Raw genomic sequence first — 26,746 nt, 5'->3', positions numbered from 1 at the left:
ACCGGAAGGCGCCATTCGTAATCGGCGATTCGAGGTGAGCCCGGATCGCAGGGTCTGGACCGAGCATGACTTCGCCGCCGCCCTTCACATGCGCGACTTCGTGCAGACGGCCCTCGGCCGGCTTCCTCCGATGTTGCGCGAGCGGATGCAGCAAGTGGTTGCCGGAACCGATGAGCAGTTCCGGTCCTACACGGTCGACGACCCGCGAGGACGGATGGCTACGGTCGCCGGTGTCGACCTCGCGGGGCGTGGGTGGTGGTGGCGACGAGTGCCCGGGACCGGGCCGATCGCCGAGGACCTGGCCCGGTACTGAGCAGCGGCTTACGGCTCGAACTTGTAGCCGAGGCCACGGACCGTGACGATGTAGCGCGGGGTCGACGGCTCCGGCTCCACCTTGGAGCGCAGCCGCTTGACGTGGACGTCGAGGGTCTTGGTGTCGCCGACGTAGTCGGCTCCCCAGACGCGGTCGATCAGCTGGCCGCGGGTGAGGACCCGGCCGGCGTTGCGCAGCAGCAGCTCGAGCAGTTCGAACTCCTTCAGCGGCAGCTGTACGCCGCTGCCGTCGACGGTCACCACGTGGCGCTCGACGTCCATCCGGACCGGGCCGGCGGCCAGCGTCGGGGTGGCCTCCTCGGGTGCGTCGGTGCCCTGGCGCCGGAGGACGGCGCGGATGCGGGCGACCAGCTCGCGCGGAGAGTATGGCTTGGTCACGTAGTCGTCGGCGCCGATCTCGAGGCCGACGACCTTGTCGATCTCGCTGTCCCGGGCCGTCACCATGATGATCGGGACGGCGGAGCGCTGCCGCAGCTGGCGGCAGACCTCGGTGCCGGACATCTCCGGCAGCATGAGATCGAGCAGCACGATGTCGGCACCGGTCCGGTCGAACTGCGTCAGGGCGGAGGTGCCGGTCGGCGCGACCGAGACCTCGAAGCCTTCCTTGCGCAGCATGTACGACAGGGCGTCGGAGAACGACTCCTCATCCTCGACCACGAGCACGCGGGCCAATGTGGTTCCTTCCATGTTCTCATTTACCGGGGCTAGTGCCCGGCGGCACCGGTTTCGATCTCAATTGCCGTCGGTAACGGCAATGGGGCTTCCGGGGGACGCGCCGGTAGGCGCAAGGTGAACGTCGAGCCGTCGCCCAGCGTGCTGGTCACGTCGACCCGGCCGCCGTGGTTGGTGGCGATGTGCTTGACGATCGCGAGACCGAGGCCGGTCCCGCCGGTCGACCGGGACCGGGCCTGGTCGGCCCGGTAGAACCGTTCGAAGATGCGGTCGATGTCGTGCGCCGCGATGCCGATGCCCTGGTCGGCCACGTCGATCTCGATCCAGTCGTCGTCCTGACGCAGAGTGATCGAGACCTTCGTGTTTTCCCCGGAGTACGCGATGGCGTTCTCCACCAGGTTGGTCACCGCGGTGGCTACCTGACTGTCACTGCCGTAGACGGTCGCGCCCTTGGGGCCGGCGTAGACCACCTCGATGCCCTTGGCCGAGGCGGTGGTGCGGGTGCGGTCGACGACCTCGGCGATCACCCAGTCGAGGGCGACCGGTTCGGGTGTCGGCAGCGGTTCGGCGCCTTGCAGGCGGGTGAGTTCGAGCAGTTCGCTGACCAGGCGGCCCATGCGGGCCGACTCGTGGTGGATGCGTTCGGCGAACCGGCGGGCGGCCAGAAGGTCTTCGTTCTGTTCCTCGTTCGCGTCGGCCGCGGGCAGCTCGGTCGCGTCGAGCAGGGCCTCGGCGAGCAGTTGGAGCGCGCCGATCGGGGTCTTGAGCTCGTGGCTGACGTTGGCCACGAAGTCGCGGCGCACGCGGGCCAGCCGGTGCGACTCGGTGACGTCGGCCGCTTCGACGGCGACGTGCGTCGAGTTCAGCGCGACGGCGCGCAGGTGCAGGCCGAGCGGGGCTTGCGCCCCTCCGGCGCGGCCGCGGGGAAGATCGAGTTCCACCTCCCGGCGTACGCCGGTGCGTCGCACCTGCCCGGCGAGCGTACGCAGGATGGGGTGCGCCGCGATCGTGCCGGGCGCCCCGCCCGAGCGCAGCAGGCCCATGGCCCGCGCGGCCGGGTTGACCAGCACCGGGTGGTCTTCCGCGTCGAGCACCACGACACCGACGCGCAGCGAGTCGAGGCTGCGGCGTCCGAGCCCCTTCATGCCGCTCTTGCCGGTAACCGACTCCTCGTCCGGTTCTATGGTGCGACCCTCCTCGTGTGGCTGGTTCTCGGGCCTGTGCGTCAAAGAGCTGTGCACCGAGTCAGGCGACCTGCGGGCAAGGGTGACGAGCACTCCTGCGACCACACCGATGGTGAGCGCAGCCAGGAGTGCCAAAGCGACCTGCCCCGAGTCCACGCCGCGATCGTAGGGTCATTGTTTACCTGAACCCCAGCTTGATCCGGACATACCGGGCGCGCGTCGAATAATGTTCACCGCTGCGCCCGGCGTCGTTCATCCCCGTTCATGTCGGCGCCGCACTGCACGCTTAGCGTGGACAGCAACCAAGGCCCGACCCTGCCCAGGGGCCGGCCCCGAGACCCCCGGGACGAGACAATGCGCGAGGAGTTCCAGGCCGACCTCAATGAGGTCAGCCGCCTGCTGGTGACCATGGCCGAGGCGGTGCGCGCGGCGATGCGCAAGGCCACGAGCGCGCTGCTCACCGCCGACCTCAAGGCGGCCGAGTCGGTCATCGAACGCGACGCCGAGGTCGATGCGATCTACGCCCAGGTGGAGACGAAGGTGGCCGACACCATCGCCCGCCAGGCGCCGGTCGCCTCCGACCTCCGCATGGTGATCACCGCCCTGCACATCTCCGCCGATCTCGAGCGGATGGGCGACCTGGCCGAGCACGTGGCCAAGACGGCGAAGCGGCGGCACCCGTCGCCGGCCGTCCCGGCCGAGCTGCGCGCCGTCTTCAAGGGCATGGCCGACGTCGCCGACCGCATGGCGGAAAAGATCACGTCGGTGCTGGCCAGCCCGAACGCGAGCCAGGCGGCCGAGTTGGAGACCGACGACGACAAGATGGACCAGCTTGAGCGCGATCTGTTCAAGATCCTGCTGAGCGACGACTGGCCGTACGGTGCCGAGACCGCGATCGACGGCGCCCTGCTCGGCCGTTTCTATGAGCGCTACGCCGACCACGCGGTCAACGCCGGCGAGCAGATGGTCTACCTCATCACCGGCCAGCCGGTGAGCAGCCAGGGCTGAGCCTCCCAGGAGCGCTCGCGCGGCTGCCGAGAGCGAAGGCCGGGACACCACGGGGGTGTCCCGGCCTTCGCCGTGCGTCGGGGGTTCAGCGACCCTGGTTGGCCACGGCCGCGGCGCCTTCGGCGGCCGCCTCGGGGTCGAGGTAGGCCCCGCCGGGGGTGACCGGACGCAGGTCGGCGTCGAGGTCGTAACGCAGCGGGATGCCGGTCGGGATGTTGAGCTTGGCGATCGCCTCGTCCGAGACCTGGTCGATGTGCTTGACGATGGCGCGCAGCGAGTTGCCGTGCGCCGCCACCAGCACCGTCCTGCCGGCGATCAGGTCGGGCACGATCGCGTCGTACCAGTACGGCAGGGTGCGGCCCAGCACGTCCTTGAGGCACTCCGACTTCGGCTTGAGCTCCGGCGGCAGGTTGGCGTACCGCGGGTCGTCGAACTGCGCGAACTCGTTACCGGGCTCGATCGGCGGCGGGGGCACGTCGTACGACCGGCGCCAGAGCATGAACTGCTCCTCGCCGTACTCCTCGAGGGTCTGCTTCTTGTCCTTGCCCTGCAGGGCGCCGTAGTGGCGCTCGTTGAGCCGCCACGAGCGGCTCACCGGGATCCACTCGCGGCCGAGGGCACGCAGCGCGATCTGGCTGGTCTGGATGGCACGGCGTAGCACGCTGGTGTGCAGCACGTCGGGGAGCAGGCCGGCCTCTTTCAGCAGTTCGCCACCGCGGCGGGCCTCGGCCTCGCCCTTGGCGTTCAGGTCCACGTCGACCCAGCCGGTGAAGAGGTTCTTGGCGTTCCATTCGCTTTCGCCGTGCCGAAGCAGCACCAGGGTCCCTGTCATGACCTCCATCGTGCCGCAGCCCGGTTGCGGGCCTGCTGCGGCCCCCACGTGGCGACCAACACATGGAAACCCGGTTGCGCAGAGCCCGCCGATGTAAGGGAATGGAGCGTGGTCACTGCTTACAAATAACGGGGAGGGCGTGTGCGAGGCTGGTTCCGTTCGGCCACCGGAGGGTTGCCCCGGCAGTTCTGGTTCCTCTGGACCGGCACCCTGATCAACCGCCTCGGCTCGTTCGTAGTGATCTTCCTCGCGATTTATCTGACCGGCGCGCGCGGCTTCTCCCAGAGCCAGGCCGGCCTGGTCATCGGCCTCTACGGGGTTGGCGGCGCGATCGGCACCACGGTCGGCGGCGTACTGGCCGACCGCTGGGGGCGCCGGCCGACGATGCTGATCGCCCAGTTCGGCGGGGCCACGCTGATGCTCGCGCTCGGCTTCGCGCACAGCTTCCCGCAGATCATCGCCAACACGTTCCTGCTCGGCCTGCTCACCGAGGCGGCACGCCCGGCGTTCCAGGCGATGATGATCGACGTTGTCGGCACGGCCGACCGGGTCCGGGCCTACTCGCTCAACTACTGGGCGATCAACCTGGGTTTCGCGCTCTCCGCGGTCGGAGCCGGCCTGGCCGCCAAGGCCGACTACTTCCTGCTGTTCGCGATCGACGCCGGCACGACGCTGATCACCGCCGTGATGAGCCTGATCTTCCTGGCCGAGACCAAGCCGAAGGTCCCGCTCGTTTCCAAAGGTCAAAAGGTCAAAGGCGGTTTGGGTACGGTCGTGCGGGATCGCACCTTCATGATGTACGTCGTGATCAGCCTTGGCGGAATCGTCGTGATGATGCAGCACATGTCGACGCTGCCGATCACGATGACCGCGGACGGGTTGTCGGCCGCCACGTACGGCGGGGTCATCGCGGTCAACGGCGTGCTGATCGTGCTCGGCCAGTTGTTCGTGCCCAAGCTGATCGGCAACCACGACCCGGCCCGGGTACTGGCCGTCGCCGCGCTCATCGTCGGCGCCGGCTTCGGCCTGGTCGCGTTCGCCCACGCGGCCTGGTTCTTCGCCCTGACCGTGGTGATCTGGACGCTCGGCGAGATGCTCCAGGCGCCGTCCAACGCGGCCACCGTGGCCGCGCTGTCCCCGCCCCAGCTACGCGGCCGCTACCAGGGGCTCAACTCGCTGAACTGGTCGGCCGGCACCGCGCTCGCCCCGATCCTCGGCGGCCTCACCCAGCAGCACCTCGGCGACGCGGCGCTCTGGCTCGGCTGCTTCGGGGTGTGCGCGCTGGTGTCGGTCGGGCACCTGGTCACCGGACCGGCCCGTGCCCGCCGGGTGGCCCACCTCGAGACGGCACACGCCGAGCCGATCATCGAGCCGCTGCCGCCCGCGGTGACCGAGCCGGCCGCCGACGCTCCCGTGCACGTCAACTGAGGTGAGGTCCTGGCTGCGCTCGACCGCCGGCGGGCTGCCCGCGACGTACTGGTACCTCTGGACCGGCATCCTGATCAACCGGGTCGGCGGGTTCGCGGTCCTGTTCCTGTCGCTCTACCTGACCGCGCGGCGGGGCGCCTCACCCGCGGTGGCGGGGCTCATCGTCGGCACGTACGGGATCGGCGGCGTGGTCGGCACCCTGGCCGGCGGCGTCCTGGCCGATCGATGGGGGCGCCGCCGCACCCTGCTCTGGTCCCACCTGGCTTGCGTTCTGTTTCTGGCCGGGCTGGCGGTGGCGGCCGACCTGCGGGTGATCGCCGCGCTGTGCGCGCTGCTCGGCGTGGTCCAGTCGGCGCCGAGTCCGGCGTTCGTTGCGGCGATCATCGACGTGGTCCCCGCCGGCCGCCGTTCGCGCGCCTTCAACCTGCAGTTCTGGGCCTTCAACCTGGGCACCGCGGGAGCGTCGCTGCTGGCCGGGGTGCTGGCGTCGTGGAGCTACGTCGGCCTCTTCCTGATCGACGCCGCGACCACCCTGACCACCGTGCTCGTGATCGCCTGGAAGGTGCCGGAGACCCTGAAGCGCGGCGTGGTGCACGTCGGGGCCACCGGGCGGGGCCTGCGCACGGTGTTCAATGACCGGATCTTCCTGGCGTTCGTCGGGCTGACCCTGATGCAGGCGCTGATCTACAGCCAGACAAACACGATCGTGCCGCTGGCGATGCGGGCGGACGGTCTCGGACCGTCGGCGTACGGCGTGGTGGTCGCCCTCGGCGGCATCATGATCGTCCTAGGCCAGCTGTTCGTGCCGCGCCTGATCGACGGCCACCGCAAGGACCGCGTCCTGGCCGCCTCGATGGTCGCGATGGCAGCAGGCTTCGCGTCGCTGTCGGTCGCTTCACACGAGTGGGCGTATTTGGGCGCCGCGGCGATCTGGACGGTGGGCAGCATGCTGGCCGCGCCCCCGAACGCCGAGATCAACGCCGAGCTGGCACCGGCCGTGTTGCGCGGCCGCTACCAGGCCGTCTTCTTCCTGACCTTCCCGGCGGCGGCCTTCCTGGCCCCTACGATGGGCGGCGCCAGCCTGCAGTTCTTCGGCAACACCCACTGGCTGCTCGTGGCGGCGCTGGCCCTGGCCGCGGCAGTCTTGCACCTGGTCGCGGGCCCACGCCGGGAGCGGCGGGTCGCCGCTGCAAATGCCGGCCGACCCGCGAACAACGCCGGTAAGGTCCCGGACTCAGCCGCTTGACCCGCCCCGCCCGACGCCGGCGGCGAATGCGTGGTCCATCGAGCGGAGGCGGTTGCTCGCCGCGGATCGAGGGCGCCGGAGCGGCGGATCACCGGCGCACGTGGCCAGGTGCCAGCCTGCGGGGAAGGCGGTGCTGTCGCCGACTTCGAACAGATTCCGCCCGGGGTCCGGACCCCGACCCGGAATGATCGCGGGCGTCGGTCTCGGGGCCGGACAGTTCAGGCGCAAATATGAGATCCGCCCCGGTCCGCGCCTTCTGCGGACAGAAGGGGCCGGAGGATCTCGCCGGCGGCGGCGGACGACGCCCATCCCCATAGGCGTCGCCCGCACTAACCGCCGGTCTCGGGTCGCGCCGTCCCCCAACGGCATATGCCACCCGTCCCCAAACGCCGATCGCGGTGACCATTGCTGATCAACCAGTTCCCCGAACTAACGATCCGACGTCCATTGATTACGCTAGTTGGGCCTGTCAAACCCCACAAGCCAGTTGGCTGTCTGCCATCTGTCTGAACCATCACAGCCATCGAAAAAAAGCCGATCGGTGGATCCACCTGTCCCTCATACGGGCCGCCAACCTGGTAAAAGGCTGTCAGTCCGGCGGCCGAATAGGCGTGGATTCACCTGCTGTTTACGAGACCGTAAGCCAGGTCACTAAGCGCGACAGTCCATGGTGGACATTGTGACGTGCGCTACTCATCCGACGACGGGGCCAGATGCCGGAACGCCTGGAGGTTGGCCACCGATTCGCCTCGTTTGACGCGCCAGTCCCATTCCCGGCGGATCGACGTGCCGAAGCCGATCTCGAGCATCGTGTCGAACGACTCGTCGGCGTAGGTCAGCACCGAACCGAGGATCCGGTCGAGTTCGTCCTCGTCGAGGCCCTTCAACGACATCCGCCCGGTCAGGTAGACGTCGCCGACCGCGTCGATCGAGAACGAGACGCCGTACATGCGGGCGTTGCGGCGCAGCAGCCAGGCCCACAGGTCCTCGCGGCGCTCGTCGGGCTGGCGCATCACGAACGCCTCGATGCGCAGCGCGTGCTCGCCGACGATCAGGTTGCACGCGGTCTTCAGCTTGTGGGTGCCCGGCAGCGTCACCACGTAGGCGCCCGGGCCGGTCGAGTCCCACTCCAGCTCGCGCTCGGCCAGGACCCTTTCGATCAGGTCGGTCACCATATGCACGCCTCGTCGAGACGGGCGGCGATCAGCGTGCGGTGGTCGGTCACGGCCTCACCGTAGACCCGGAGCAGAGCCTCGGCCGTACGGTCCCACGAGAAGTCGGCGGCATGCGCGACCGCACCCGCCGCCAGCACCGCGCGATGCCGCGGAGCGGCGAGCAGGTTGTCGAACACCCGGGCCCAGTCGCGCGGGTCGTGCCCGTCGATCAACACCCCGCTGACGCCGTCCTTCACCGCGGTGACCAGCCCGCCGACCGCGGCCGCCACCACCGGCGTGCCGCAGGCCTGCGCTTCCAGCGCGACCAGCCCGAACGACTCGCTGTGCGATGGCACCGCGACCAGGTCGGCCGTCCGGTACAGGCGGGCCAGGTCGTCACCGGTCTGCGGGGGCAGGAACTTCACCGAGCCGGCGACGCCGAGCGAGGCGGCGAGTTCCATCAGCGCGGTCGGCCGGTCGAGGCCGCTGCCGCTCGGGCCGCCACAGATGACCACGGTGACGTCCTGGTCGGACATCGCCTTGAGGCAGGCCAGGGCGCTGACCAGCACGTCCGGGCCCTTGAGCGGCTGGATGCGGCCGACGAACGCGACGATCTTGCCGGTGGCGGGAAGCCCCAGGGCGGCCCGGTCGGCGCGGCCGGGACGGAACCGGTCCAGGTCGACGCCCGGCTCCACGACGGCAACCCGCGCGGGGTCGGCGTCGTACGAGCCGACCAGGTCGGCAGCCTCGAAGCGGGTGTTGGCGACCAGGCGGTCGGACTCGGCGATCACCTGCTCCTCGCCGATCACCCGGGCCTTGGGCTCGGGCCGGTCGCCGTCGGCGATCAGCCGGTTCTTGACCTTGGCCAGGGTATGTGCGGTGTGCACGTGCGGCACGCCCCAGCGCTCCCGGGCCAGCCAGCCGACCTGCCCGGACAGCCAGTAGTGGGAGTGGATCAGATCGTAGTAGCCGGGCGGGTGGGCCGCCTCGGCGCGCAGCACCCCGTTGGTGAAGGCGCACAGCTGGGAGGGAAGTTCCTCCTTGGACAGGCCCTCGAGCGGTCCGGCATTGACATGCCGGACCTTCACTCCGGGCGCCATTTCGACCACGGGCGGCAATTCGCCTCGGGTGGCGCGGGTGAAGATCTCCACCTCGACGCCGAACTTGGCCAGTCGCTTCGAGACCTCGACGATGTACACGTTCATGCCGCCCGCGTCACCGGTGCCCGGTTGTTCGAGGGGAGATGTGTGCACCGAGAGGGTGGCGATGCGGCGGGGGGCCGGCCACTCAGCCACGATTTTTCCTCCGGGGTAACGGTCAAACGTAACGTGCAACTGTTACGCCGTGGTTCATCTTCCCCATCGGGGCGGCGTGAACCACGCTGCAGGCGGTTGTGGGTGATGCAGGTCATTAGGAGAGGATCGGTGGCATGCAGAAGATCGCGGTCGTCACTGGTGCGTCGAGCGGGATCGGCGAGGCCACGGCCCGCCGGCTCGCCGCCGAGGGTTTCCACGTCGTCGCGGCGGCCCGGCGGGCCGACCGGCTGGCGGCGCTGGTCAAGGAGATCGGCCCGGCGGCGACCGCGGTCGAGTGCGACGTGACCTCGGACGCCTCGGTGGCCGGGCTGGCCGCCGAGGTGGCCGGGCTGGGCGGTCCGGTCACGGTTCTGGTCAACAACGCGGGCGGGGCGAAGGGCCTCGACCAGGTCGCGACCGGCTCGGTCGAGGACTGGCAATGGATGTACGACGTGAACGTGCTCGGCACGCTCCGGGTGACGAAGGCCCTGCTCCCGGCGTTGGAGGCGAGCGGAGCCGGCTCGATCGTGACGGTCGGGTCGACGGCGGCGTTCGTCGTCTACGAGGGCGGCGGCGGATATGCGGCGGCCAAGCACGCGCAGGGCGCCCTGGTCGGCACGCTGCGGTTGGAGATCGTCGGCAGGCCGGTGCGGGTGATCGAGATCGACCCGGGCATGGTGCGGACGGACGAGTTCGCGCTCAAGCGGTTCGGCGGCGATCAGGCGGCGGCCGACAAGGTTTACGAGGGCGTGGCCGAGCCGCTGGTCGCCGACGACATCGCCGACCTGATCACGTTCGCGGTGACCCGGCCCCAGCACGTCAACATCGACCGGCTCGTCGTGCGGCCGATCGCCCAGGCCGCCCAGCACAAAGTGCACCGCGAGAAGTAGAAAACGTAACAGCTGTGAAGCCGGTCGGTGAGATCACGCGCGGCACGACCAACCCCAACCGGTTGCGCCGGGTCGACAACTTCATCGCGTACCGGTGCGGTGAGCTGCTGCGGAACGCAGCGCAACCGATGGTCATCGATCTGGGTTACGGCGCGACGCCGGTCACGGCGGTGGAACTCCGAGGCCGCCTTGCGGCCTCGGTGCGACGAGACGTCGCGGTGGTCGGTTTGGAGATCGATCCCGTACGCGTGGAAGCCGCGCAGCCCTACGCCGATCCGCCCGGTCTCGAGTTCCGCCGCGGCGGCTTCGAACTGGCCGGCCTGAGCCCGGTCGTCGTGCGCGCCTTCAACGTGCTCCGGCAGTACGACGAGTCGGAGGTGACCGCGGCCTGGCAAGCGATGACCGCCACCGGGGCCGTGCTGATCGAGGGCACCTGCGACGAGTTGGGCCGCATCGCCACCTGGGCGGTCGTGTCGGCCGGCCGGCCGTCGACGCTGACCTTCTCGGCCCGGCTGTCCGACCTGGACCATCCGGCGACCTTCGCCGAGCGGCTGCCGAAGGCGCTGATCCACCACAACGTGCCCGGGCATCCGATCCACGATCTGCTGCTCGCGCTCGGCCGGGCGTGGGAGACCGAGGCGACCCCGTTCGGGCCGCGCCAGCGCTGGCTGGCGACCGCACGACGACTTCGCGACGAAGGGCTGCCGGTGCTGGACGGGCCGCATCGCTGGCGCCTCGGCGAGATCAGCCTTCCCTGGCCTGGCTAAAAAGATCGGGCCGGTCCTCCGCAGCGGACCGGCCCGACCCCAGGGGGTGAGTAACGTCTTTAGTTGGCGAGCTTCACGTTGAAGATCGGGTTCGCGGCGACCTGCTTGAACGCGGTCAGGCTGTCCGCGGTCGAGTTGACCGCGATGTTGCGGTCGCCGCTGTCGTCACTCGCGGTGTCGAAGTAGACGACGCCCTTCACCTGCGGGTGCTTGACCAGCTGCGGGACCACCGTGTTGTAGGCGGCCGCCTTGCTGGTCGGATAGGCCAGCCGGTGGTACATGCCCCACTCGGCGACCATGATCGGCTTGCTCGGGTGGTTCTTGACCGACCACTCGTAGAAGCCGAGGCCGCCGCCGGTCGGCTGCCGGTCGAGCAGGCCGCCGAAGTCGCCGTAGTGGTAGTAGCCCTTCTCCACGCTCACGTACGAGTCGAGGCCGACCCAGTCGACGACGTCGTCACCCGGGTAGAGGTCCTTCCACCAGGACTGGGCCATCCACTTCTCGTTGCCCATGTAGGCGAGCACGTTGACCACGTTGGTGACCTTGTCGGCGCGCAGGCGCAGGATCACGTGGCGGTACATGGCGGCATAGTCCTTGGCGGTCATCCCGGAACCGGCCGTGGCGTCCACGTCGTTCTCCGGCTCGTGGTGCAGCACCAGGAAGAACTTCTTGGTCGGGTAGTTCGCCTTGACGAAGTTGGCCCAGGCGTCGATGCGCGCGTCCTGGGCGCCGGCGGCGGTCTTGGCCCAGGTCGAGCCGTACGAGACCTTCCAGTTGAGCATCAGGACCCGCGGGTGGGCGGCATCCTGGGTCATGGCGATCTCGGCCGGGGTCGGGAACTTCTCGTCGCCCTTGTGGTACGTGTGGTAGATCGTCGCGGTGCGGCCGGTCAGGGCCTCCCAGTCCTTGAGGGCCTGGTCCCGCGGGGCGTCGGTGAAGCCACCGGCCGCGGCGCCCCACAGCACGCCGCAGGTCGGCACGAGCAGCGCGCCGGTGGTGCAGGTCGGCGGGGCACTCGTCGTCGGAGCGGTGGTAGGGGCCTTGGTCGTTGGCGCCGTCGTCGGCGCGGTGGTCGGGGCCTTGGTGGTCGGCGCGGTGGTGGGCGCCGTCGTCGGCACGGTGTAGTTGACCTCGAGTTGCGGGCGCTGCTCGGTGGCCACGTACTCCGAGGAACGCAGACGCGTGACCGCGTTGGTCGCCGCCGACTTGAGGACGAACGAGTAGGTGCCCGCCGTCTTGACCGCCGGCGAGACGTCGACGGTGAGGAACGTGTCGCCACCCTTCGGCAGCACCGAGCCGGCCGCGGTCCCACCGGTCGCGGGCAGCTTGCCGCCGGTGATCGTGGTCTCGGTCCAGGCGCCGGTGACCGGGTAGGCGGTCAGCCGCGAAGCGTCGACCGGGCCGTCCACCCGCACGGTGAGCTGGGCCTGGGCCACGGCAGCGCCGGCCGGCAACGCCGGCACGACGAACTTCACGTACGCCGTGCGCGTCTCGCCGTCCGAAGTGCCCACCACCAGCTTGTCGGCAGTGCCGAAGTTGTCGCCGGTGCGCGTGCTCGACACGTACGCGTCCTCGCTCGCGGCGATCGTGTGCGCCTCCGCCGTCACCGCGCCGGCCGCCCCCGCGGTCATCACAGTGAACCCGGCGCTCACGGCCACTCCGGCCGCGGTCGCACCAATCAATGCCTTCCTGGCAAACACGTGTCGTCCTCCCCGTGGATCGATCGTTCGAGTTCCCAAGGTCGGTCGTCGGGGGTGCCGGTGAAGCCTTCGGACGGGTGCAGGTGGGTAGCGGCCATTGTGGACAGTCGCGCCGAAAAGAAGCGCCGCCCGCGGTCGGCGGGCGGCGCTGCTGTGGATAGCGACCGAAAAATGTCGTAGGGCGGCGCTCTGCTCAACCCCACCCAGTGCCGGGGTGGGGTGGATCAGGGCACGGGTGGGCCAGGGCGGGAGCGGCAAAGCGGCCCGAGCGGCCGCAGGGTCAGAGGACGGACCGCAGGGCTTCGATCAGGCCCTCGGTGGTGAACGGCTTCTTGACCAGCAAAGCGTCCTCGGCGATCAGGCCGTCGGCTACCGCGATCTCGCGGGGCAGCCCGGAGATGTAGATGACCTGCATGCTCGGGCGCAGTTCGGACGCCGTCCGCGACAGTTCGCCGCCTGAGACGCCGGGCAGGCCCAGGTCGGTGACGAGCACGTCGATGTCGCCCGGGTGTTCCCGGCAGACCTCGATGGCCTGCCGGGAGTCACCGGCGGTGATCGCGGTGAAGCCGCGGCGTTCGAGCATCCGCCGCATGATGTCGCGCAGGTCCTCCTCGTCGTCGACGACCAGGACGGTGGGGCGCTTCTCGGGCGCCGTCGCCTGCGACATGGGTCCTCCCGGGGTAGCGACGGGCTTCTGCCCCAACGCTATCGGTGCGAGGTTGCCCCGGCCTGCGGGTTGAGAAAGCCCGTGTAGAGCTCCTTGGCCGGGGATCGATTGCCCGCCGATGTCACGGTGCCCGGCGTGGCCTGCGCGACCAGTCCGTCGCGGACCTGGGCCGGGGTCCAGTCGGGGTGGGCGCCGAGCACCAGCGCGGCCGCGCCGGCGACGTGCGGGCTGGCCATCGAGGTGCCGTTCATGATCATGGTGGAGGTGTTGGAACGGTTCGAGGCCGACTCGATCCGGACACCCGGCGCGAAGAGGTCGAGACAGCTGCCGTAGTTGGAGAACGACGCCCGCTTGTCGTGGTCGTCGCTGGCGCCGACCGTGATCGCGGCCTTGTCGTCGGCCGGGGACTGGTGGCAGGCGTCCTTGTTGTCGTTGCCGGCCGCGACGGCGTAGGTGACGCCGGCCGCGATCGAGCGGTCGACCGCGTCGTCGAGGGCCTTGCTGACCGTGCCGCCGAGGCTCATGTTGGCGACCGAGGGGCCGTGGGCGTGCTTGGTCACCCAGTCGATGCCGGCGATGATGTCGGAGTACGACCCGGAGCCGTTGCACCCGAGCACCCGCACCCCGACCAGCCTGACGTCCTTGGCGACGCCCCAGGTCGACCCGCCGATCGTGCCGGCGACGTGGGTGCCGTGGCCGTTGCAGTCCTGGGCCACGTTGTCGCGGTCGACGGCGTCGTAGCCGTTGGTCGCCCGGCCCCCGAACTGCTGGTGGGTGATCCGGATGCCGGTGTCGAGCACGTAGGCGGTGACGCCGGCCGCCGACGGGGCGGTGTAGGTCCTGGACAGCGGCAGTTGCCGCTGGTCGATCCGGTCGAGGCCCCAGGTGGGCGTGTTTCCGGCGACGGCGACCGTGGCGTCCTGCTCGACGTACCGGACGGCCGGGTCGGCGGCCAGCCGGCGGGCCTGCGGGGCGGTCATGGTGATCGAGAACCCGCGTACGGTCGCCTCGTAGTCGTCGGCGATCTCCCCGCCGTACCTCTTCGCAAGCGTGCGGGAGACGGTGCCGACGCCGATGCCACCCGGCTTGAGCACGACGATGTAGCTTCCCCCGATGGTGCCGGCGGAGCCGGCGCCGAGGACCGTCCCGGTGGCCGGCGCGGCCTGGGCGGCAACGGGTGCGCCGCAGATGACGGCGGCGGCAGCCCCCGCCAAAAGTACGGAGATACGCCCGGTGTCGATGCGCAAGGTGTTCCCTCTCGTTATCTGTTTTCGACGGACATCGCCCGGGGGAAGCGGAATGCCGACGGCAGTCGAGGGAAATGGTGAAGGAGTCGGATCGAGGTTGTGGGATCCGTCCGGTTGCACGCCTGGTGCAAGGAATTCGGCCGCGGGCGAACGGCCGGTATGTCACCCGAGAAGAGCTAAGCCCCTCTCACCGAGGGCCGATCTACCCCCTGTCAGGACCGCTGCACACCGCCACCGAGCAAGGAGAGCGATATGACCACGCTGCTGACGCCCGAGATCACCACGGTCGACGAGCTGACTGAGCGGTGCGACCGCTGCAGCGCCGCCGCCAAGCTGGAGGTCAAGCTGGCCAGCGGCGGGGCGCTCACGTTCTGCGGTCACCACGCGAACCGGCACCACGAGGACATCGTCAAGATCGCCGAGCGGATCATCCTCGAGGACGGCTTCGTCTGGACCGGCAAGTAGCCCCGTAAGCCATAAAAGCCGCGTTATCCTCATTTCGTTATGGGCAGAACGCGGCCCCCGAGTTGGGCACAGCCGGTCCTGCACGGTGTCGCCCTGCTGCTCGCTCTCAGCGCGGCTGCCTTGACGGCAGCCGCGCTCGACGTGCATCCGGTGGTCGCCGTCGCCGCACTGGTCACGGCGATCGGTTTGACCGGTTTTCTCGTACGCGGGCGCGCCCGGCCCAACCGCACGGACGACCCGAACGGCCTTTTCCACTCGATGAACGAGGCCGTCATGGTGCTCGACGCCAACTACCGCGTGATCGACGTCAACCGGCGCTGGCGGGAACTGACCGGCCACGCTCCGGACGAGCCCATTCGCCTCGACCCGCCCCCGATGCCCCCGGAGGCCGGCGGCGACTGGCTGCTGCCCCGCATCGACGGCACCGAGGTTCCGGTGCTGGCCACGATCGCCCCGATCGCCGGAGAGAACGGCGAGACCCGGGGCTACGTAGCCACGTACGTCGAGATCGCCGACCGCAAGCGGGCCGAGCAGGCGCTGATCGAGCGGGCCGAGGAGTTGGAGCGCGGCAACGCCCGGCTGGCCGCCGCGCTGACCTTCAAGAACGACCTGACCTCGATGCTGACCCATGACGTGGCCCAGCCGATCAGCTCGATCGCCAGCCTCTCCGAACTGCTCTGCGCGGACTGGACCGACCTGCCGGACGACGTCCGGTTCGAGCTCGCGTCCAAGATCGACAAGAACACGCAGCGGCTGATCAAGATGATGAGCGATCTCCAACTGCTGTTCCGGCTGGATCCGGCGGGGATGAGCGCGCGGCGTTCCCCGGTGCCGCTCGCCGAGGCCCTGCCCTCCTGCGCAGGGGTGACGGTCGACATCGACGAGAACCTGTCGGTGCTGGCCGACCGGGAGCACGTGACGGTGGTGCTGCACAACCTGGTGAGGAACGCGCTCGAGCACGGCGAGCCGCCGGTCGTCGTCAGCGGGACGCGGCAGGGCGACACCGTCGTATTGAACGTGCAGGACAACGGGCCCGGAATCGCCGAGGAGCTGCGGCGCGGCCTGTTCGGGCGATCCGCGCGCGGGCTGTTCATCGTGCGGCACCTGGTCGAGGCGAACGGCGGAACGGTCCGCCACGAGCAGGTGCTTCCGCGAGGCACGCGCATGGTCGTGACATGGGAAGCGGCCCCGATCTGAGACCGGCGCCGCTTCCTCGAGCCGATGTGATCACATGTCGTGGGCGCTCCCGCGCTCCTCTTCGTTGATCATCCCGTCGCCCCAGCCGTCCCGGCGCGGCGTGCGGCCGCCCATCCGGGCCGATCCGGCGGCGCCGCCCGAGATCGGGCCCGCCGTGGCGATCCGCCGGCCGGGCGCCAGCACGTCGTCGAGGTCGTGCGCGCTGCTGATGCCGGGCGCGCTGGTGATGTCGACGTTGGTGCCCATGTCGGCCTCGGTCATCCGGTGGTACGGCAGGTCGGCGTCGCTGCCGTTGCTGCGCTCGGCGGCACCCGTGTCCCAGCCCGCGCCCGGCTTCGGACGGTTGCGGATGCGGGCCGCCACCGAGGCCGGGCTGGCGATCGTCTTGGAGCTGGCGCCGGTCGGGTAGTCACCCAGCGTGCCGCTCTCGACCAGGCTCTTGAACATGGTCAGGTCGCTCTGCAGCCGCTTCGTCAGCGACGCCTGGCCGTGCCGGTCGCTGGGCATGAGAAAGGCGGCGTCCGCCTCGAGCTGGGCCACGATCTGGGTCTTCGTCTCACCCATCGGCCGCAACGTGATGGTCTCGGCGAGCAGTGGCCCCTCGGTCGTCGACCACGACACCCGCTCGTCCAGCGAGCGCTCGGTGATCTGGGCGTCGAACTCGCGGCGCTTGCCGTCGACGTCCATGATCCAGTGGGTCTGGTCGTGCCCGATCGGGGTCACCTCCTGGACCCCGCTCATGAACCGCGGGTAGTTCTCGAACGCGGCGAGCTGCTCGTACACCGTGTGCAGCGGTGCACTTACCTCGATGGCCTGCTGAACCATACTCATCGCATCTCTCCCATGCCTTTTGTTGCTTCCGGCATATCGAGCGTACGGAGGCGACTACTGTCCGCGTTCCCCTTTGGTGATACCCGGCCGTCAGACCCGGCGCAGGTACTGCCAGCGGCCCACCTCGGCCGCATATCGGGCATCACTCGCGGCGACCAGCGCCACCCCGGCCGAACGCAGCATCGCCAGCAGCCGGGCGGACGGGCTGCGCCACGCCTCGCTGACCTCGACCACGGTGCCGGTCTGCCGGCAGGCGTCGGTGAGAGCGGTCAGCATGTCCGGCGTGACCACCGCGTCGTCCAGGCCGACCTGGGCGAGCAGGATCAGCGGGCGGGCCAGCTGGGTGGGCGCGTAGCGGGAGGCGCGCTCCAGGCCGCGTACGGTCGCTTCGATCAGCGTCTCGGCGACCTGCTCGGGGGTGAGTTCGGCGGTGCTGAGCAGCGCGCGGACGTCGCGGGCGCCGACCGGGCCACCGGCCAGCGGCAGACGGGAGACGGCCACCGAGACCGCCTCGATCGGCGCCAGGTCGGCCGGCCAGGCCAGCCACCCGTCCGGCTGGACGACCTCGACCTCGGCCGCGACGCGCAGCGTCATCTCGGTGCGGCGCCGGGCCCGGCCCACGGCGTCGGCGTACGCGCCGAGCCAGGTGGTGTCCGGCCCGACCTGGTCGGCGAAGGTGACCGCGGTGAGCCCGGCCTGGTCGGCGGCCGAGACGACCACGCCGACGCTGTCGCGCCCGGCGGAGAAGCCGGTGTGCACGTGGGCGTCGACGGTCAGGTCGAGGCCGTCGTCGACGGCGCTCATCAGACCGCCAGCGATGCCCGTGTCCCGCTCTGCGCTCAAGTTCGCTCCCCAGCTCTTCTCCGTGGTGTGCGAGAAGAATGCGGGAACGGTGTTGTCAGGCCTGGTCTGAGGCCGGTGCAGTTCGGTTCGTGGTTCCGCCCGACAGCACCAGCCGCCCGACAGCACCAGCCGCCCGACAGCACGATGCCCCGGCGCATTACGCGCCGGGGCGGTCGTCGCTCAGTCGGATTCCTCCGGAGATCGCAGCATCTTGGCAACGGCCTGGACGGCGTCCTCGGTCGGCGAGGCGGCCTCGCGGTTGGCGGCCTGCAGCTCGCGGTAGACCTCCTCGCGGTGCACCTGCACGTCGCGGGGGGCCTGAATGCCCAGCCGGATCACGTCACCTCGCGCCTCGAGGACCGTGATGGTGACGTTGTCGCCGATCATCACGCTCTCACCGGCCCGGCGGGTCAGCACAAGCATCGGCGTACCCTCCTGCATCCCTGTTATGGCAGAGGCGCGGTCGCGCGGAGCCGCGACCGCGCCTGCGACGGGGCTTCAGTAGGTCCGATTCATGATCGCCCGGACCGGCAGGCCGGAACCGCTGAGCACAACCTGCTGTGCCCGCATGCTATCCCGGTCGACGACGATGGGGGCGAGCAGATTGGCCGTGGTCTCGTTGACGCCGGCCGTGATGACCACCATGAGCAGCAGACGGTCCGGGTCCTTCGTGTTCAGCGCCGCGAAGACGGACTCGTCGATTTCCGGTGCGTACTCCGGGAAGAACGGCTCCGGCGGAGCGACCAGGAAGCGGAGCTCCGGGTCCTCGACGGACGTGAAGGCGTAGAGCAGTCCGTCTTCGTGCAGTCGCACCAGGACGAACTCCCGGTGCGCCGGGAAACCGGGCATGGGCACCGCCATCGAGATGGTCGGCAGACCCAGCGACGGGTCGATCATGGTGTCCTCAATCGGTCGGGACGCGGTGCGAGTAGTCATGGTCACCTCAGGAAATCGATGAGCGAGGGCTGGATCACCTTGGCCGTGGCGGCCAGGGCGGCCTGATACGAGGTCTGCTGGATTTGCAAATCCATGATCGCCTTGGGCAGGTCGACATCCTCGATATCCGACAACTGCGACGACACGGACAACAGATGATCCTCCGCGGACTGCTTCATCTGCGTAACCCGATTATATCGGGCGCCTACGTCCGAAAGAGTGGATTTCAGCAAATCGTGGGCGGTATCGAGATTGGTCAGGTCGTCACCGAGGGTGTTGGTATCCCCGGACTGAATGTCCCGCGAGATGTCACTCAGGACCTGGAAAAGCTGGGTCGGGCCGTCCCCGAACGCTTCGGGGCCGGTGGTCTCGATCCGCACTTTCGAGTTCGGACCGACGGTTCGGGTGGTCTGGCCGGCGTCACCCTTGTAGTTGCCGCTCTCGTCATAGGCGACCCCGCCGGCCGTGGTGCCACCGAACACCGGGCGGCCCATGTATTGGGTATTGGCCTGCCCGATCAGCGACTGCTTGATGTTGTCGATCTCGGTCGTCAACGCGTCGCGGGCGCCCTGATCGGAGCCGGACGCATTGAGCGCCTGAAGGGTCAGATCGCGGACGCGCAGGATCTGGGTCGACGAATCGCCGAGCTTGTCCTGGATGGTGCCGAGCCAGCCGAGCCCGTCGTCGGCGTTGCGCGAGTACTGCTGGGTCGCGCGCACCTCGCCCCGGAGCTGCAGCGACGTGACCGTGCCGGTCGGCGAGTCCGACGGCCGGTTGATCATCTTGCCGCTGGAGATCTGCTGCTGGATCTTCTGGCCCCGAGCCGCCGTCCGCTGAAGGTCGCTCAGGGCCTTCGTGGTCATGCTCGATTCGGTGACCCTCGACGGGATCGTCATGGCTTAACTCCTCGAACCGTCACCGGCCGACCAGGCCGGTCCGGTTGATCAGCTGGTCGAGCATGGAGTCGACCGTGGTCAGCACCCGCGACGCGGCCTCGTAACCGCGCTGGTAGGTGAGCAGGTTGGTCATCTCCTCGTCGAGGTTGACCCCCGACTCGGAGCCGCGGTCGGTGTCGACCTGGTCCCGCACCGCGTTCTGGATGTCGCTGCGCCGGGAGCTGGCCTGGGCCGCCACCCCGAGCTGCCCGATCATCTGCTGGTAGACCGCGTCCGGTCCGCCGCCCGAGGTGCCGAGGTCGGTGAGCTGGTCGGCGACCTCGTGATTGAGGGTGCCCGCGGTCGACGGATCGGCCGAGATCGGGTTGTCCGAGGAGAACGCCACCTTGGCCGGATCGTCGATCGCTACCTTGATCGACTTGGCGTCGGTGTGACCGTTCGCGTCGACCTCGAAGAACGGCTCGCCGGTCGTGCCGTCGATGCTGAAGCCCTGCTCGTGCGCGGCGTTGACGGTGTCGGCGAGCTGCTGCGCGACCGCGTCGATCTGCGACGAGATGCCGGGGATGACGGTGTTCATCGAGTCGACCATCGAGCCCATGGTGCCGCCGGCGGCCACGGACGTCCCGGTGTCCGCCCACTGCAGGCCGGCCTGGGTCGTCGGCGTGATCCCGTCGAGGGTGGTGGGACCGACCGCCTTGACCGCCCGCGCGCTGAACTCGGCAACGACCGGGCCGTTGCCGATGTAGACGTTGATCGCGCCGTTCGGCTGGGCCACCGTCGTCGCCCCGGCCAGCTCGGAGAGCTGCATGATCGCCTGGTCGCGCTGGTCCATCAGCTCGTTGGGCTGCAGTCCGGCCTGCTGCGCCACCACGATCTTGTTGTTCATCGTGGCCACCGTGCCGGCCAGGGTGTTGACCTGGTCGGCGTAGGTGGACAGCTCGTTCGAGCTGGCCTTGAACTGGTTGGACAGCGAGGCGTGCGCGTCGTTCAGCGTTGTCGCGACCGTTACCGAGCGCTCGATCAGGGAGCTGCGGGTCGACGGGTCCTGCCAGTTGTTGGAGACGTCGTTCCAGGCGTCCCACATGTCGTGGAGCCGGGCCTGCAGCGCGGTGTCGCTCGGCTCGGCGAAGACGTCCTCGACCGAGTTGTAGGTCGCGGTCTGGTTGGTCAGGTAGGCCGCGTTGCCGTGCTCGGTGCGCCCGCGCTCCTCGAGGTATTCGCTGCGGCTGCGGTCGAGGCCGGCGATGCGTACGCCGTTGCCCACCGAATCGGGCGTCGAATAGACACCGGGGTTGATGCCGCCCGCGTTGGCCGCCAGGCGCAGCCGTTGCCGCGTGTATCCCTCGGTGCTGGAGTTCGCGATGTTCTGCCCGGTCACGTCGAGGCCGCGCTTCTGCGCGTAGAGCGACGTGAGGGCCGTGTTCAAACCGCCGAAGGTGCTGCCCATCAGATCGCCTCATCCACCAGATTGGAGCGGCGGATGCCGCCGGAAACGGTCTGGCCCTGCGGTCCGTACGTTTCCACAGTTTCGGCGAACGCGAGCATGGTTTCGCGGGCCGCGCGCTGGCCGGCGGTGAGCAGGTCGCGGTTGACGTCGGCCAGCGCACCGATCTCGGAGGTGAGCATCAGGAACGCCTTGCGGTGCTGGTGCAGGAGGTCGGCCCAGGGCGCGGGGGCGGCGTCGGCCAGTTCGCCGAGCGAGGCGTCCGGCGGAAGCCCGAGCTCGACCGCGGCGTCCTGGGAGTAGGCGGCCCGGATCACCTCGGTCTGCCGGATCTGGTCGAGCACCACCTCGACCTCGCGGGTGGCGTGGCTGAGCCAGCGGGAGCGGTTCGCCGCGAGAAGCAGCTGCTCCTCCTCCAGCTTGAAGAGCAACATCTCCAGTAGCTCGCGCGATCGCCACAGGACGCTGGCCAGGTCGGTCAGGCTCACCCGGACCTCCGTTGGGGCTCGTGGTCGGGCGCGCCCCTGCCGACGAACCCGCTCATTCGGACAGGTCGGCACGTCTGCCGCTCCGCTGAGGGATTTCCCCCGATCGGGCCCTTCGGGGAGTCTCGCCCCTTTATCCGGGTTCGCCGGAAAAGGGCGAAGAAATCTCAGAGACTGCTCATGGTCCTCGGCGCAGGCGCCGATCGGACCTGGCGTAAGCCACGGCTCACGGATGGGCCGGCCGGACCCTGATCAAGGAGGAAAGACTCATGGGTCTCCGCATCAACCAGAACATCGCGGCACAGAACGCCTACCGGAACCTGTCGGTCACCGACGGCCAGATGCAGAAGTCCCTGGAGAAGTTGTCCAGCGGTTACCGCATCAACCGGGCGGCCGACGACGCGGCCGGCCTCTCGATCTCCGAGGGCCTGCGTTCGCAGATCGGCGGCATGAAGGTCGCTGTGCGCAACACCCAGGACGGCGTCTCGGTCGCGCAGACCGCTGAAGGCTCGATGAACGAGGTCACCTCGATTCTCCAGCGCATGCGTGACCTGGCCGTCCAGGCCTCGAACAGCGGCGCCACCGACTCCGACGCCGCGGGTGCCGCGAACAAGGAAATGACCCAGCTCAACGCCGAGCTGGACCGGATCGGCAGCACCGCCTCGTTCGGCAAGTCGAAGCTGCTCGACGGCTCCTTCGGCACCACGGTGACCAGCAAGGCCACCGCCATCCCCGCCGACGTCACCACCGGCGCTGTCGCGGCGCTCCCGGCGACCGTCGCCGACGACGCGGGCGGCACCTTCACCTTCACGCTGGACAAGGTCGCCGGCGGGACGAAGTCGCCGACCGGCGTCGACATCTCGACCGGCGGAACTCCGGGCCCGATCACGGTCACGGTCAGCAAGGTCGCGGCCGACGCGTCGCCGCAGGACCTCGCCAAGGCGGTCAACGCCGGCCTGCAGACGGCGCTGAAGGCCGCGGGCTACCAGGGCTCCGAGGTCACCATGTCGGCGTCGGTCGACGCCAGCAACAACACGACCTTCCAGATGGGCGGCACCGGCGACTTCGAGGTCGCCGCGGACACCGACGGCGGGCTGGGCGGTATGAGCGTCGACATCACCGCCGCCAACAACGTCACCAACGCGAACGCCAGCCGGGGCGAGTTCCAGGTCGGCGCGAACGCCAAGCAGAAGATCAACATCCAGATCGGCGCGGTGAACGCCGAAGCGCTCGGCACCGCCTCGCTCGACCTGACCAAGGACCCGGACAGCGCCATCACCACGCTGGACAAGGCCCTGCAGTCGGTCTCGGACAGCCGGGCCTCGCTCGGTGCGTACCAGAACCGGTTCGACCACACCATCAACAACCTCAACGTCGCGGTGGAGAACCTGTCCGCGTCGGAGTCGCGTATCCGTGACACCGACATGGCCCAGGAGATGGTGTCGTACACCCGTAACCAGATTCTGACCCAGGCCGGCACCTCGATGCTGTCCCAGGCCAACCAGTCGGCTCAGAACGTGCTCTCGCTGCTGCGCTGAGCGAAGGCGCTAACCGAACTGAGACCGCTCAGCACTGAATAACTCGGCTTCCGGGCCGAACAGGTGGGGGTAACCGGCAGACAGCGCCGGTTGCCCCCGCTTCGTTTGGGGTTGCTCTACAGAAAGGCAGGCGCCCGTGACCAGCACGGTTGACGGTCTTGTCAGTGGCATGGACACCACCAACATGATCAAGCAGTTGATGCAGGTCGAGGCCGCGCCTCAGACCCGCCTCAAGACCAAGGTGGCGACCGCACAGACGGCCGTGTCCTCCTATCAGTCGGTCAACTCCAAGGTCTCCGCCCTCAAGGGCGCGGCCGACACGCTGAGCCAGCTCGGCACCTGGCGGAGCGTCAAGGCGTCGTCCAGCTCCTCGACGGTCACCGCCACCGCTTCCACCAACCTCAACGCCACCTCCGGGAGCCTCACCTTCAACGTCACCTCGACGGCGTCGAAGCAGATGACGACCATGCCGGTGCCGACCTTCACCGACGGCGACGGCGACGGGGTGCTCGACAAGACCCCGATGCCGATCACCGGCGCCACCAGCATCACGGTCACCCCCGGCAGCTACGACTCCGGCGGCGTTTTCACCGCCTCGGGCGACCCGAAGACCATCGACATCAGCGCCGACCAGTCCGCGTCCGGCATCGCCAAGGCCATCAACGCGGCCGGCGCCGGCGCGACGGCGTTCGTCATGCCGACCTCGAAGACCGACGGCGTCCTGCAGATCACCGGCAGCAAGACCGGCGCGAGCAACGGCTTCAAGATCGACGGTCTGGACGGACTCGGCACCGGCGGCGCCTCGCCGTCGACCACCGCCGGCGCCAGCGCGACCCTGGAGATGACCGGCGGCGACGGCTCCACCTACTCGGTCAACAGCGAAACCAACACCTTCAGCGGGCTGATGGCCGGCGTGACGATCACGGTCTCCAAGAAGGAGGACGGCGTCACGATCGACGCCAGCAACGACACGAGCGCGATCGCGAACGCGTTCCAGTCGCTGGTCAACTCGGCCAACGCCGCGCTGACCGAGATCAGCAACCAGACGGCGTACGACGCGAGCACCAAGCAGGGTTCGCCGCTGACCGGTGACTTCTCGGTCCGCAACATGCAGCAGCAGATCCTCGGCGCGGTCAGCCAGGGCCTGTCGTACCCGGACCCGACCTGGACCAAGCCGGACAACGACCCGACCGCCACCGCACCGAAGATCGCCTTCGGCTCGCTGAAGCAGTTCGGCATCCAGCTCGACTCGACCGGTCAGCTGACCTTCGACTCGGCCGCCTTCACGGCCGCGTACAACGCCGACCCGGCCAAGATCCAGCAGGCCGGCATCGCGCTGGGCGACCAGTTCGAGAAGTTGTCCGGCGACATGAGCACCAACGTGAGTTCGGTGATCACCGGACGCAACAACGAGATCGACAGCCTCACCACCCAGATCAGCGACTGGGACGTACGGCTTTCCGCCAAGCAGCAGGCGCTCCAGAAGCAGTACTCCGACCTGGAAGTCGCCCTGGGCAAGCTGAAGAACCAGTCCAGCTGGCTCTCCGGCCAGCTCGCCGGCCTCTCCTGAGCCGTCTGAAGCCTGACCGCCGGACACCGGCCCCGCCCGGCCGGCCCGGTGACCATCCGACCGACGACCACCAGACCGACGACAGACAGGAAAAACGATGACTTCCGCTCCGCAGCTGCGTGACCGCTACCTCCGCGACTCGGTCAACACCGCCTCGCCCGCCAAGCTCCTGATCATGCTGTACGACCGCCTGATCCTGGACCTGGCCAAGGGCGAAGAGGCGCTGCGCTCGGGCGAGCGCGAAGCGGCCAACGACCGGATCACCCACGCTCAGGAAATCATCCTGGAACTGCGCACCAGCCTCGACGTCGAGGCGTGGTCGGGCGCTCCCGGCCTGGCCAACCTGTACGGCTGGCTGCTGACCGAGCTGATCGGCGCCAACATCGGCCGCGACGCCGACCGGGTTGCGGCCTGCCGGGCACTGGTCGAGCCGATCCGGGAAGCCTGGAACGAGGCGGCCACCGCGGCCGTCGCGGGCTGAGCGGCGGCTCCGTGAGCGACGACTGGCACGGCGCCTGGAGCGCCGCGCTCGACGAACTGGAGCTCGACGTGGCCGAGGTCGAGGCGATGCTGGCCGACGAACGCCGGAACGCCGAGACTCCGCCCGCCGACCTGTGGCGGTCGCCGACCGAGCTGGGTGCGCTGCCGCTCGAGCTCCTGCCGCGGGCCGACGAGATCCTCACCCGTCAGCTCAAGGCGGCCCAGGAGCTCGCGAAACGGCTGACCAGCAACCGCCGGCAGTTCGCGGCGACCGCCCGGATCGAGACCGGGGAAGCGGTCAAACGGCCCGTCTACGTCGATCGCGCCATGTAGCACCGGACCAAAGGAAGCGCCCTGGAATCCCACTTGAGGATTCCGGGGCGCTTTTTGCGTGTGCAACCTCCCAGCAACCCGTTGGCTCTAAGCGGATCGGCGGGTGGGCCGAACTGCATGGTACGAGCGACGGATTGCTCATGAATTGCCACGGATCGGCGCCTTGACCTACATCCAAGGAGCTGTTGTGTTCGACGACCTCTCTTCGTCCGCCCTACGTGTCTCGGTCGCCGGCCTCGCCGCCCGTCAGAACGCCATCGCCGACAACATCGCGAACATCGAGACCCCCGGCTACAAGGCACGTAAGGTCAATTTCGAGGACGCCCTGCGCGGCGCCGTCGAGCGCGGCGATTCGCCCTCGTCGGTCGCACCGTCCACGGACACGTCGCTGGAGCCCACCCGGCTCAACGGCAGCAACGTCAACCTCGACGAGGAGACCCTGTCGCACATCGACACCACGATGCGCTACCAGCTGACCCTCCGGGCTCTGGACAGCAAGTACGGCATGCTGCGCGACGCGATCAAGGGGGCCTGAGCCGGATGAGCACTTTCAACGCGATCGGCGTCGCCGGAAGTGGCGTCACCGTCTACCGCAAGTGGCTGGACGCGGTGTCCGACAACATCGCCAACATGGACAACGTCAGCCGGACCTCCGACAAGGCCTTCCAGGCGCGCTACGTGGTGGCGCAGGAGGCGGCGGACGGCAACGGCGCCCAGGTCGGCGGCGTGGCGTTCGGCAGCGCCGAAGGCATCGTCGTCCAGGACCCCGACAACCCGCTGGCCGACAACGAGGGCAACGTGCGTCGCCCGGACATCGACCTGAGCAGCCAGATGGCCCAGATGATGATGGCGCAGCGCGCCTACCAGGCCAACCTCTCGGTCGTCGACCGGGCCAAGGAGTGCTACTCCGCCGCTATCAACCTCGGGAAGTGAGCTGAGCCATGACCTCTCCGATCAGCGCGATCAGCGGTTTCTCCGGCATCTCCGGCGTCTCCGGGCTCTCCGGGGTCTCCGACGCCGACTCGACGAACGGACTCGACGCTCTCACCGACGGGTCCGGCACCAGCGCGGTGCAGGGACCGAACGAGGACTTCGCCGGGATGCTCTCCAAGGGCCTCGAAAACGTGCAGTCCACCCAGAAGAAGGCCGATGACCTGGCCGTACAGGTCGCCGACGGCACCCTGCAGGACCCGGCCCAGTACACGATGGCGGCCAACGAGGCCTCCCTCGGACTTCAGCTCACCCTTGCCGTACGCAACAAGGCCCTGGACGCCTTCCAGGAGATCATGAGGATGCAGGCCTGAA

Annotated in this window: 29 protein-coding genes and 1 pseudogene; 15 read left to right on the top strand and 15 right to left on the bottom strand. The window is 69.1% G+C overall.

Annotation, left to right across the window (positions count from 1 at the left end; translation table 11 throughout):
- Window positions 1-34: 34 nt before the first annotated feature.
- Window positions 35-313, top strand: a complete 279-nt coding sequence (locus ACIA5C_RS26845; protein WP_396059259.1) for a hypothetical protein — start codon at window positions 35-37, stop codon at window positions 311-313.
- A gap of 8 nt (window positions 314-321) precedes the next feature.
- On the opposite strand, the gene ACIA5C_RS26840 is transcribed toward ACIA5C_RS26845, so the two are convergent.
- Together ACIA5C_RS26840 and ACIA5C_RS26835 are read right to left on the bottom strand one after the other, a co-directional pair.
- On the bottom strand, window positions 322-1,005 hold the full coding sequence (locus ACIA5C_RS26840) for a response regulator (RefSeq protein ID WP_396059662.1): 684 nt from the start codon (window positions 1,003-1,005) through the stop codon (window positions 322-324).
- A 32-nt stretch (window positions 1,006-1,037) separates the two neighbouring features.
- Window positions 1,038-2,345: a sensor histidine kinase gene (locus tag ACIA5C_RS26835; protein WP_396059257.1), complete on the bottom strand. Its 1,308-nt coding sequence runs from the start codon at window positions 2,343-2,345 to the stop codon at window positions 1,038-1,040.
- Between the two features lie 198 nt (window positions 2,346-2,543).
- Here ACIA5C_RS26835 and phoU point away from each other — a divergent pair, with 198 nt between their 5' ends.
- On the top strand, window positions 2,544-3,197 hold the full coding sequence (phoU, locus tag ACIA5C_RS26830) for a phosphate signaling complex protein PhoU (protein WP_396059255.1): 654 nt from the start codon (window positions 2,544-2,546) through the stop codon (window positions 3,195-3,197).
- A gap of 85 nt (window positions 3,198-3,282) precedes the next feature.
- On the opposite strand, the gene ACIA5C_RS26825 is transcribed toward phoU, so the two are convergent.
- Entirely contained in the window at window positions 3,283-4,029 is a 747-nt protein-coding gene (locus ACIA5C_RS26825; RefSeq protein ID WP_396059253.1) for a phosphoglyceromutase, read from the bottom strand.
- Window positions 4,030-4,170: 141 nt separating this feature from the next.
- On the opposite strand from ACIA5C_RS26825, the gene ACIA5C_RS26820 reads away from it, so the two are divergent.
- Window positions 4,171-5,457: an MDR family MFS transporter gene (locus ACIA5C_RS26820; RefSeq protein WP_396059251.1), complete on the top strand. Its 1,287-nt coding sequence runs from the start codon at window positions 4,171-4,173 to the stop codon at window positions 5,455-5,457.
- 1 nt (window position 5,458) lies between these two features.
- Window positions 5,459-6,703 carry an MDR family MFS transporter gene (locus ACIA5C_RS26815; protein WP_396059249.1) on the top strand — a complete coding sequence of 415 codons (1,245 nt, stop codon included), beginning with the start codon at window positions 5,459-5,461 and terminating at the stop codon, window positions 6,701-6,703.
- A gap of 689 nt (window positions 6,704-7,392) precedes the next feature.
- Here the strand turns inward: ACIA5C_RS26815 and ACIA5C_RS26810 are convergent.
- The gene (locus tag ACIA5C_RS26810) at window positions 7,393-7,878 is read right to left on the bottom strand and encodes a YbjN domain-containing protein (protein WP_396059247.1); all 486 of its coding nucleotides are present in this window, start codon (window positions 7,876-7,878) and stop codon (window positions 7,393-7,395) included.
- On the bottom strand, window positions 7,872-9,191 hold the full coding sequence (gene mshA / locus ACIA5C_RS26805) for a D-inositol-3-phosphate glycosyltransferase (protein WP_396059245.1): 1,320 nt from the start codon (window positions 9,189-9,191) through the stop codon (window positions 7,872-7,874). Before mshA ends, ACIA5C_RS26810 begins: the two co-directional genes overlap by 7 nt.
- Window positions 9,192-9,286: 95 nt before the next feature.
- Here mshA and ACIA5C_RS26800 point away from each other — a divergent pair, with 95 nt between their 5' ends.
- Together ACIA5C_RS26800 and ACIA5C_RS26795 are read left to right on the top strand one after the other, a co-directional pair.
- The gene (locus ACIA5C_RS26800; protein WP_396059243.1) at window positions 9,287-10,042 is read left to right on the top strand and encodes an SDR family oxidoreductase; all 756 of its coding nucleotides are present in this window, start codon (window positions 9,287-9,289) and stop codon (window positions 10,040-10,042) included.
- 14 nt (window positions 10,043-10,056) lie between these two features.
- A complete protein-coding gene (locus ACIA5C_RS26795; protein WP_396059241.1) occupies window positions 10,057-10,809 on the top strand; it encodes a class I SAM-dependent methyltransferase in 753 nt (250 codons plus the stop codon).
- A 59-nt stretch (window positions 10,810-10,868) separates the two neighbouring features.
- Here ACIA5C_RS26795 and ACIA5C_RS26790 read toward each other — a convergent pair whose 3' ends face one another.
- The 3 genes from ACIA5C_RS26790 to ACIA5C_RS26780 all read right to left on the bottom strand — a co-directional run bounded on the left by ACIA5C_RS26790 (window position 10,869) and on the right by ACIA5C_RS26780 (window position 14,423).
- A complete protein-coding gene (locus ACIA5C_RS26790; protein ID WP_396059239.1) occupies window positions 10,869-12,461 on the bottom strand; it encodes a DNRLRE domain-containing protein in 1,593 nt (530 codons plus the stop codon).
- Between the two features lie 328 nt (window positions 12,462-12,789).
- Window positions 12,790-13,176 carry a response regulator gene (locus ACIA5C_RS26785; RefSeq protein ID WP_396059237.1) on the bottom strand — a complete coding sequence of 129 codons (387 nt, stop codon included), beginning with the start codon at window positions 13,174-13,176 and terminating at the stop codon, window positions 12,790-12,792.
- Between the two features lie 38 nt (window positions 13,177-13,214).
- Window positions 13,215-14,423, bottom strand: coding sequence for a S8 family serine peptidase (locus tag ACIA5C_RS26780; protein ID WP_396059235.1), 1,209 nt, complete (start codon window positions 14,421-14,423; stop codon window positions 13,215-13,217).
- Window positions 14,424-14,675: 252 nt separating this feature from the next.
- Here ACIA5C_RS26780 and ACIA5C_RS26775 point away from each other — a divergent pair, with 252 nt between their 5' ends.
- Together ACIA5C_RS26775 and ACIA5C_RS26770 are read left to right on the top strand one after the other, a co-directional pair.
- Window positions 14,676-14,888, top strand: coding sequence for a hypothetical protein (locus ACIA5C_RS26775; protein ID WP_396059233.1), 213 nt, complete (start codon window positions 14,676-14,678; stop codon window positions 14,886-14,888).
- A 39-nt stretch (window positions 14,889-14,927) separates the two neighbouring features.
- Window positions 14,928-16,085 (top strand): ATP-binding protein, encoded by a 1,158-nt coding sequence (locus ACIA5C_RS26770; RefSeq protein ID WP_396059231.1) that lies wholly within the window; start codon window positions 14,928-14,930, stop codon window positions 16,083-16,085.
- A 30-nt stretch (window positions 16,086-16,115) separates the two neighbouring features.
- On the opposite strand, the gene ACIA5C_RS26765 is transcribed toward ACIA5C_RS26770, so the two are convergent.
- The 7 genes and pseudogenes from ACIA5C_RS26765 to ACIA5C_RS26735 all read right to left on the bottom strand — a co-directional run bounded on the left by ACIA5C_RS26765 (window position 16,116) and on the right by ACIA5C_RS26735 (window position 21,523).
- Entirely contained in the window at window positions 16,116-16,910 is a 795-nt protein-coding gene (locus ACIA5C_RS26765) for an SRPBCC family protein (protein WP_396059660.1), read from the bottom strand.
- Window positions 16,911-17,006: 96 nt separating this feature from the next.
- On the bottom strand, window positions 17,007-17,759 hold the full coding sequence (locus ACIA5C_RS26760) for a hydrolase (protein WP_396059229.1): 753 nt from the start codon (window positions 17,757-17,759) through the stop codon (window positions 17,007-17,009).
- Between the two features lie 243 nt (window positions 17,760-18,002).
- Window positions 18,003-18,182, bottom strand: a pseudogene (gene csrA / locus ACIA5C_RS26755) (carbon storage regulator CsrA); the annotation flags it as partial.
- A gap of 75 nt (window positions 18,183-18,257) precedes the next feature.
- On the bottom strand, window positions 18,258-18,695 hold the full coding sequence (gene fliW, locus ACIA5C_RS26750; protein WP_396059227.1) for a flagellar assembly protein FliW: 438 nt from the start codon (window positions 18,693-18,695) through the stop codon (window positions 18,258-18,260).
- 2 nt (window positions 18,696-18,697) lie between these two features.
- Window positions 18,698-19,558 (bottom strand): flagellin, encoded by an 861-nt coding sequence (locus tag ACIA5C_RS26745; protein ID WP_396059658.1) that lies wholly within the window; start codon window positions 19,556-19,558, stop codon window positions 18,698-18,700.
- A gap of 52 nt (window positions 19,559-19,610) precedes the next feature.
- A complete protein-coding gene (gene flgK, locus ACIA5C_RS26740) occupies window positions 19,611-21,038 on the bottom strand; it encodes a flagellar hook-associated protein FlgK (RefSeq protein ID WP_396059225.1) in 1,428 nt (475 codons plus the stop codon).
- A complete protein-coding gene (locus tag ACIA5C_RS26735) occupies window positions 21,038-21,523 on the bottom strand; it encodes a flagellar protein FlgN (RefSeq protein ID WP_396059223.1) in 486 nt (161 codons plus the stop codon). The genes flgK and ACIA5C_RS26735 overlap by 1 nt, the downstream gene beginning before the upstream one ends.
- Window positions 21,524-21,789: 266 nt before the next feature.
- On the opposite strand from ACIA5C_RS26735, the gene ACIA5C_RS26730 reads away from it, so the two are divergent.
- The 7 genes from ACIA5C_RS26730 to fliE all read left to right on the top strand — a co-directional run bounded on the left by ACIA5C_RS26730 (window position 21,790) and on the right by fliE (window position 26,745).
- Complete coding sequence (locus tag ACIA5C_RS26730; protein WP_396059221.1) at window positions 21,790-23,058, top strand: flagellin; 1,269 nt, start codon at window positions 21,790-21,792, stop codon at window positions 23,056-23,058.
- Window positions 23,059-23,194: 136 nt separating this feature from the next.
- On the top strand, window positions 23,195-24,628 hold the full coding sequence (fliD, locus tag ACIA5C_RS26725; protein WP_396059219.1) for a flagellar filament capping protein FliD: 1,434 nt from the start codon (window positions 23,195-23,197) through the stop codon (window positions 24,626-24,628).
- Window positions 24,629-24,725: 97 nt separating this feature from the next.
- Entirely contained in the window at window positions 24,726-25,109 is a 384-nt protein-coding gene (gene fliS, locus ACIA5C_RS26720) for a flagellar export chaperone FliS (RefSeq protein ID WP_396059217.1), read from the top strand.
- An 11-nt stretch (window positions 25,110-25,120) separates the two neighbouring features.
- A complete protein-coding gene (locus tag ACIA5C_RS26715) occupies window positions 25,121-25,441 on the top strand; it encodes a hypothetical protein (RefSeq protein ID WP_396059215.1) in 321 nt (106 codons plus the stop codon).
- A 187-nt stretch (window positions 25,442-25,628) separates the two neighbouring features.
- Entirely contained in the window at window positions 25,629-25,976 is a 348-nt protein-coding gene (locus tag ACIA5C_RS26710; protein WP_396059213.1) for a flagellar basal body rod protein FlgB, read from the top strand.
- A 5-nt stretch (window positions 25,977-25,981) separates the two neighbouring features.
- The gene (locus ACIA5C_RS26705) at window positions 25,982-26,374 is read left to right on the top strand and encodes a flagellar basal body rod protein FlgC (protein ID WP_396059211.1); all 393 of its coding nucleotides are present in this window, start codon (window positions 25,982-25,984) and stop codon (window positions 26,372-26,374) included.
- Window positions 26,375-26,382: 8 nt separating this feature from the next.
- Window positions 26,383-26,745 carry a flagellar hook-basal body complex protein FliE gene (gene fliE, locus ACIA5C_RS26700; protein WP_396059209.1) on the top strand — a complete coding sequence of 121 codons (363 nt, stop codon included), beginning with the start codon at window positions 26,383-26,385 and terminating at the stop codon, window positions 26,743-26,745.
- Window position 26,746: the final 1 nt, after the last annotated feature.

Source organism: Actinoplanes sp. NPDC051343, assembly GCF_044455125.1.
In the GTDB taxonomy this organism is placed as follows: Bacteria; Actinomycetota; Actinomycetes; order Mycobacteriales; family Micromonosporaceae; genus Actinoplanes.
Note: the sequence above shows the minus strand (reverse complement) of the source record. Positions and strands in the feature narration are given on the sequence as shown.

Excerpts from the sequence above, each read along its gene's own strand:
- ACIA5C_RS26745 (WP_396059658.1), bottom strand. The coding sequence starts at position 19,558 with ATGACCACGAAGGCCCTGAGCGACCTTCAGCGGACGGCGGCTCGGGGC.
- ACIA5C_RS26770 (WP_396059231.1), top strand. The coding sequence starts at position 14,928 with ATGGGCAGAACGCGGCCCCCGAGTTGGGCACAGCCGGTCCTGCACGGT.
- fliS (WP_396059217.1), top strand. The coding sequence starts at position 24,726 with ATGACTTCCGCTCCGCAGCTGCGTGACCGCTACCTCCGCGACTCGGTC.
- ACIA5C_RS26825 (WP_396059253.1), bottom strand. The coding sequence starts at position 4,029 with ATGACAGGGACCCTGGTGCTGCTTCGGCACGGCGAAAGCGAATGGAAC.
- ACIA5C_RS26810 (WP_396059247.1), bottom strand. The coding sequence starts at position 7,878 with ATGGTGACCGACCTGATCGAAAGGGTCCTGGCCGAGCGCGAGCTGGAG.
- ACIA5C_RS26705 (WP_396059211.1), top strand. The coding sequence starts at position 25,982 with ATGAGCACTTTCAACGCGATCGGCGTCGCCGGAAGTGGCGTCACCGTC.
- ACIA5C_RS26730 (WP_396059221.1), top strand. The coding sequence starts at position 21,790 with ATGGGTCTCCGCATCAACCAGAACATCGCGGCACAGAACGCCTACCGG.
- fliE (WP_396059209.1), top strand. The coding sequence starts at position 26,383 with ATGACCTCTCCGATCAGCGCGATCAGCGGTTTCTCCGGCATCTCCGGC.
- flgK (WP_396059225.1), bottom strand. The coding sequence starts at position 21,038 with ATGGGCAGCACCTTCGGCGGTTTGAACACGGCCCTCACGTCGCTCTAC.
- ACIA5C_RS26800 (WP_396059243.1), top strand. The coding sequence starts at position 9,287 with ATGCAGAAGATCGCGGTCGTCACTGGTGCGTCGAGCGGGATCGGCGAG.
- phoU (WP_396059255.1), top strand. The coding sequence starts at position 2,544 with ATGCGCGAGGAGTTCCAGGCCGACCTCAATGAGGTCAGCCGCCTGCTG.
- ACIA5C_RS26765 (WP_396059660.1), bottom strand. The coding sequence starts at position 16,910 with ATGGTTCAGCAGGCCATCGAGGTAAGTGCACCGCTGCACACGGTGTAC.
- ACIA5C_RS26785 (WP_396059237.1), bottom strand. The coding sequence starts at position 13,176 with ATGTCGCAGGCGACGGCGCCCGAGAAGCGCCCCACCGTCCTGGTCGTC.
- fliW (WP_396059227.1), bottom strand. The coding sequence starts at position 18,695 with ATGACTACTCGCACCGCGTCCCGACCGATTGAGGACACCATGATCGAC.
- ACIA5C_RS26775 (WP_396059233.1), top strand. The coding sequence starts at position 14,676 with ATGACCACGCTGCTGACGCCCGAGATCACCACGGTCGACGAGCTGACT.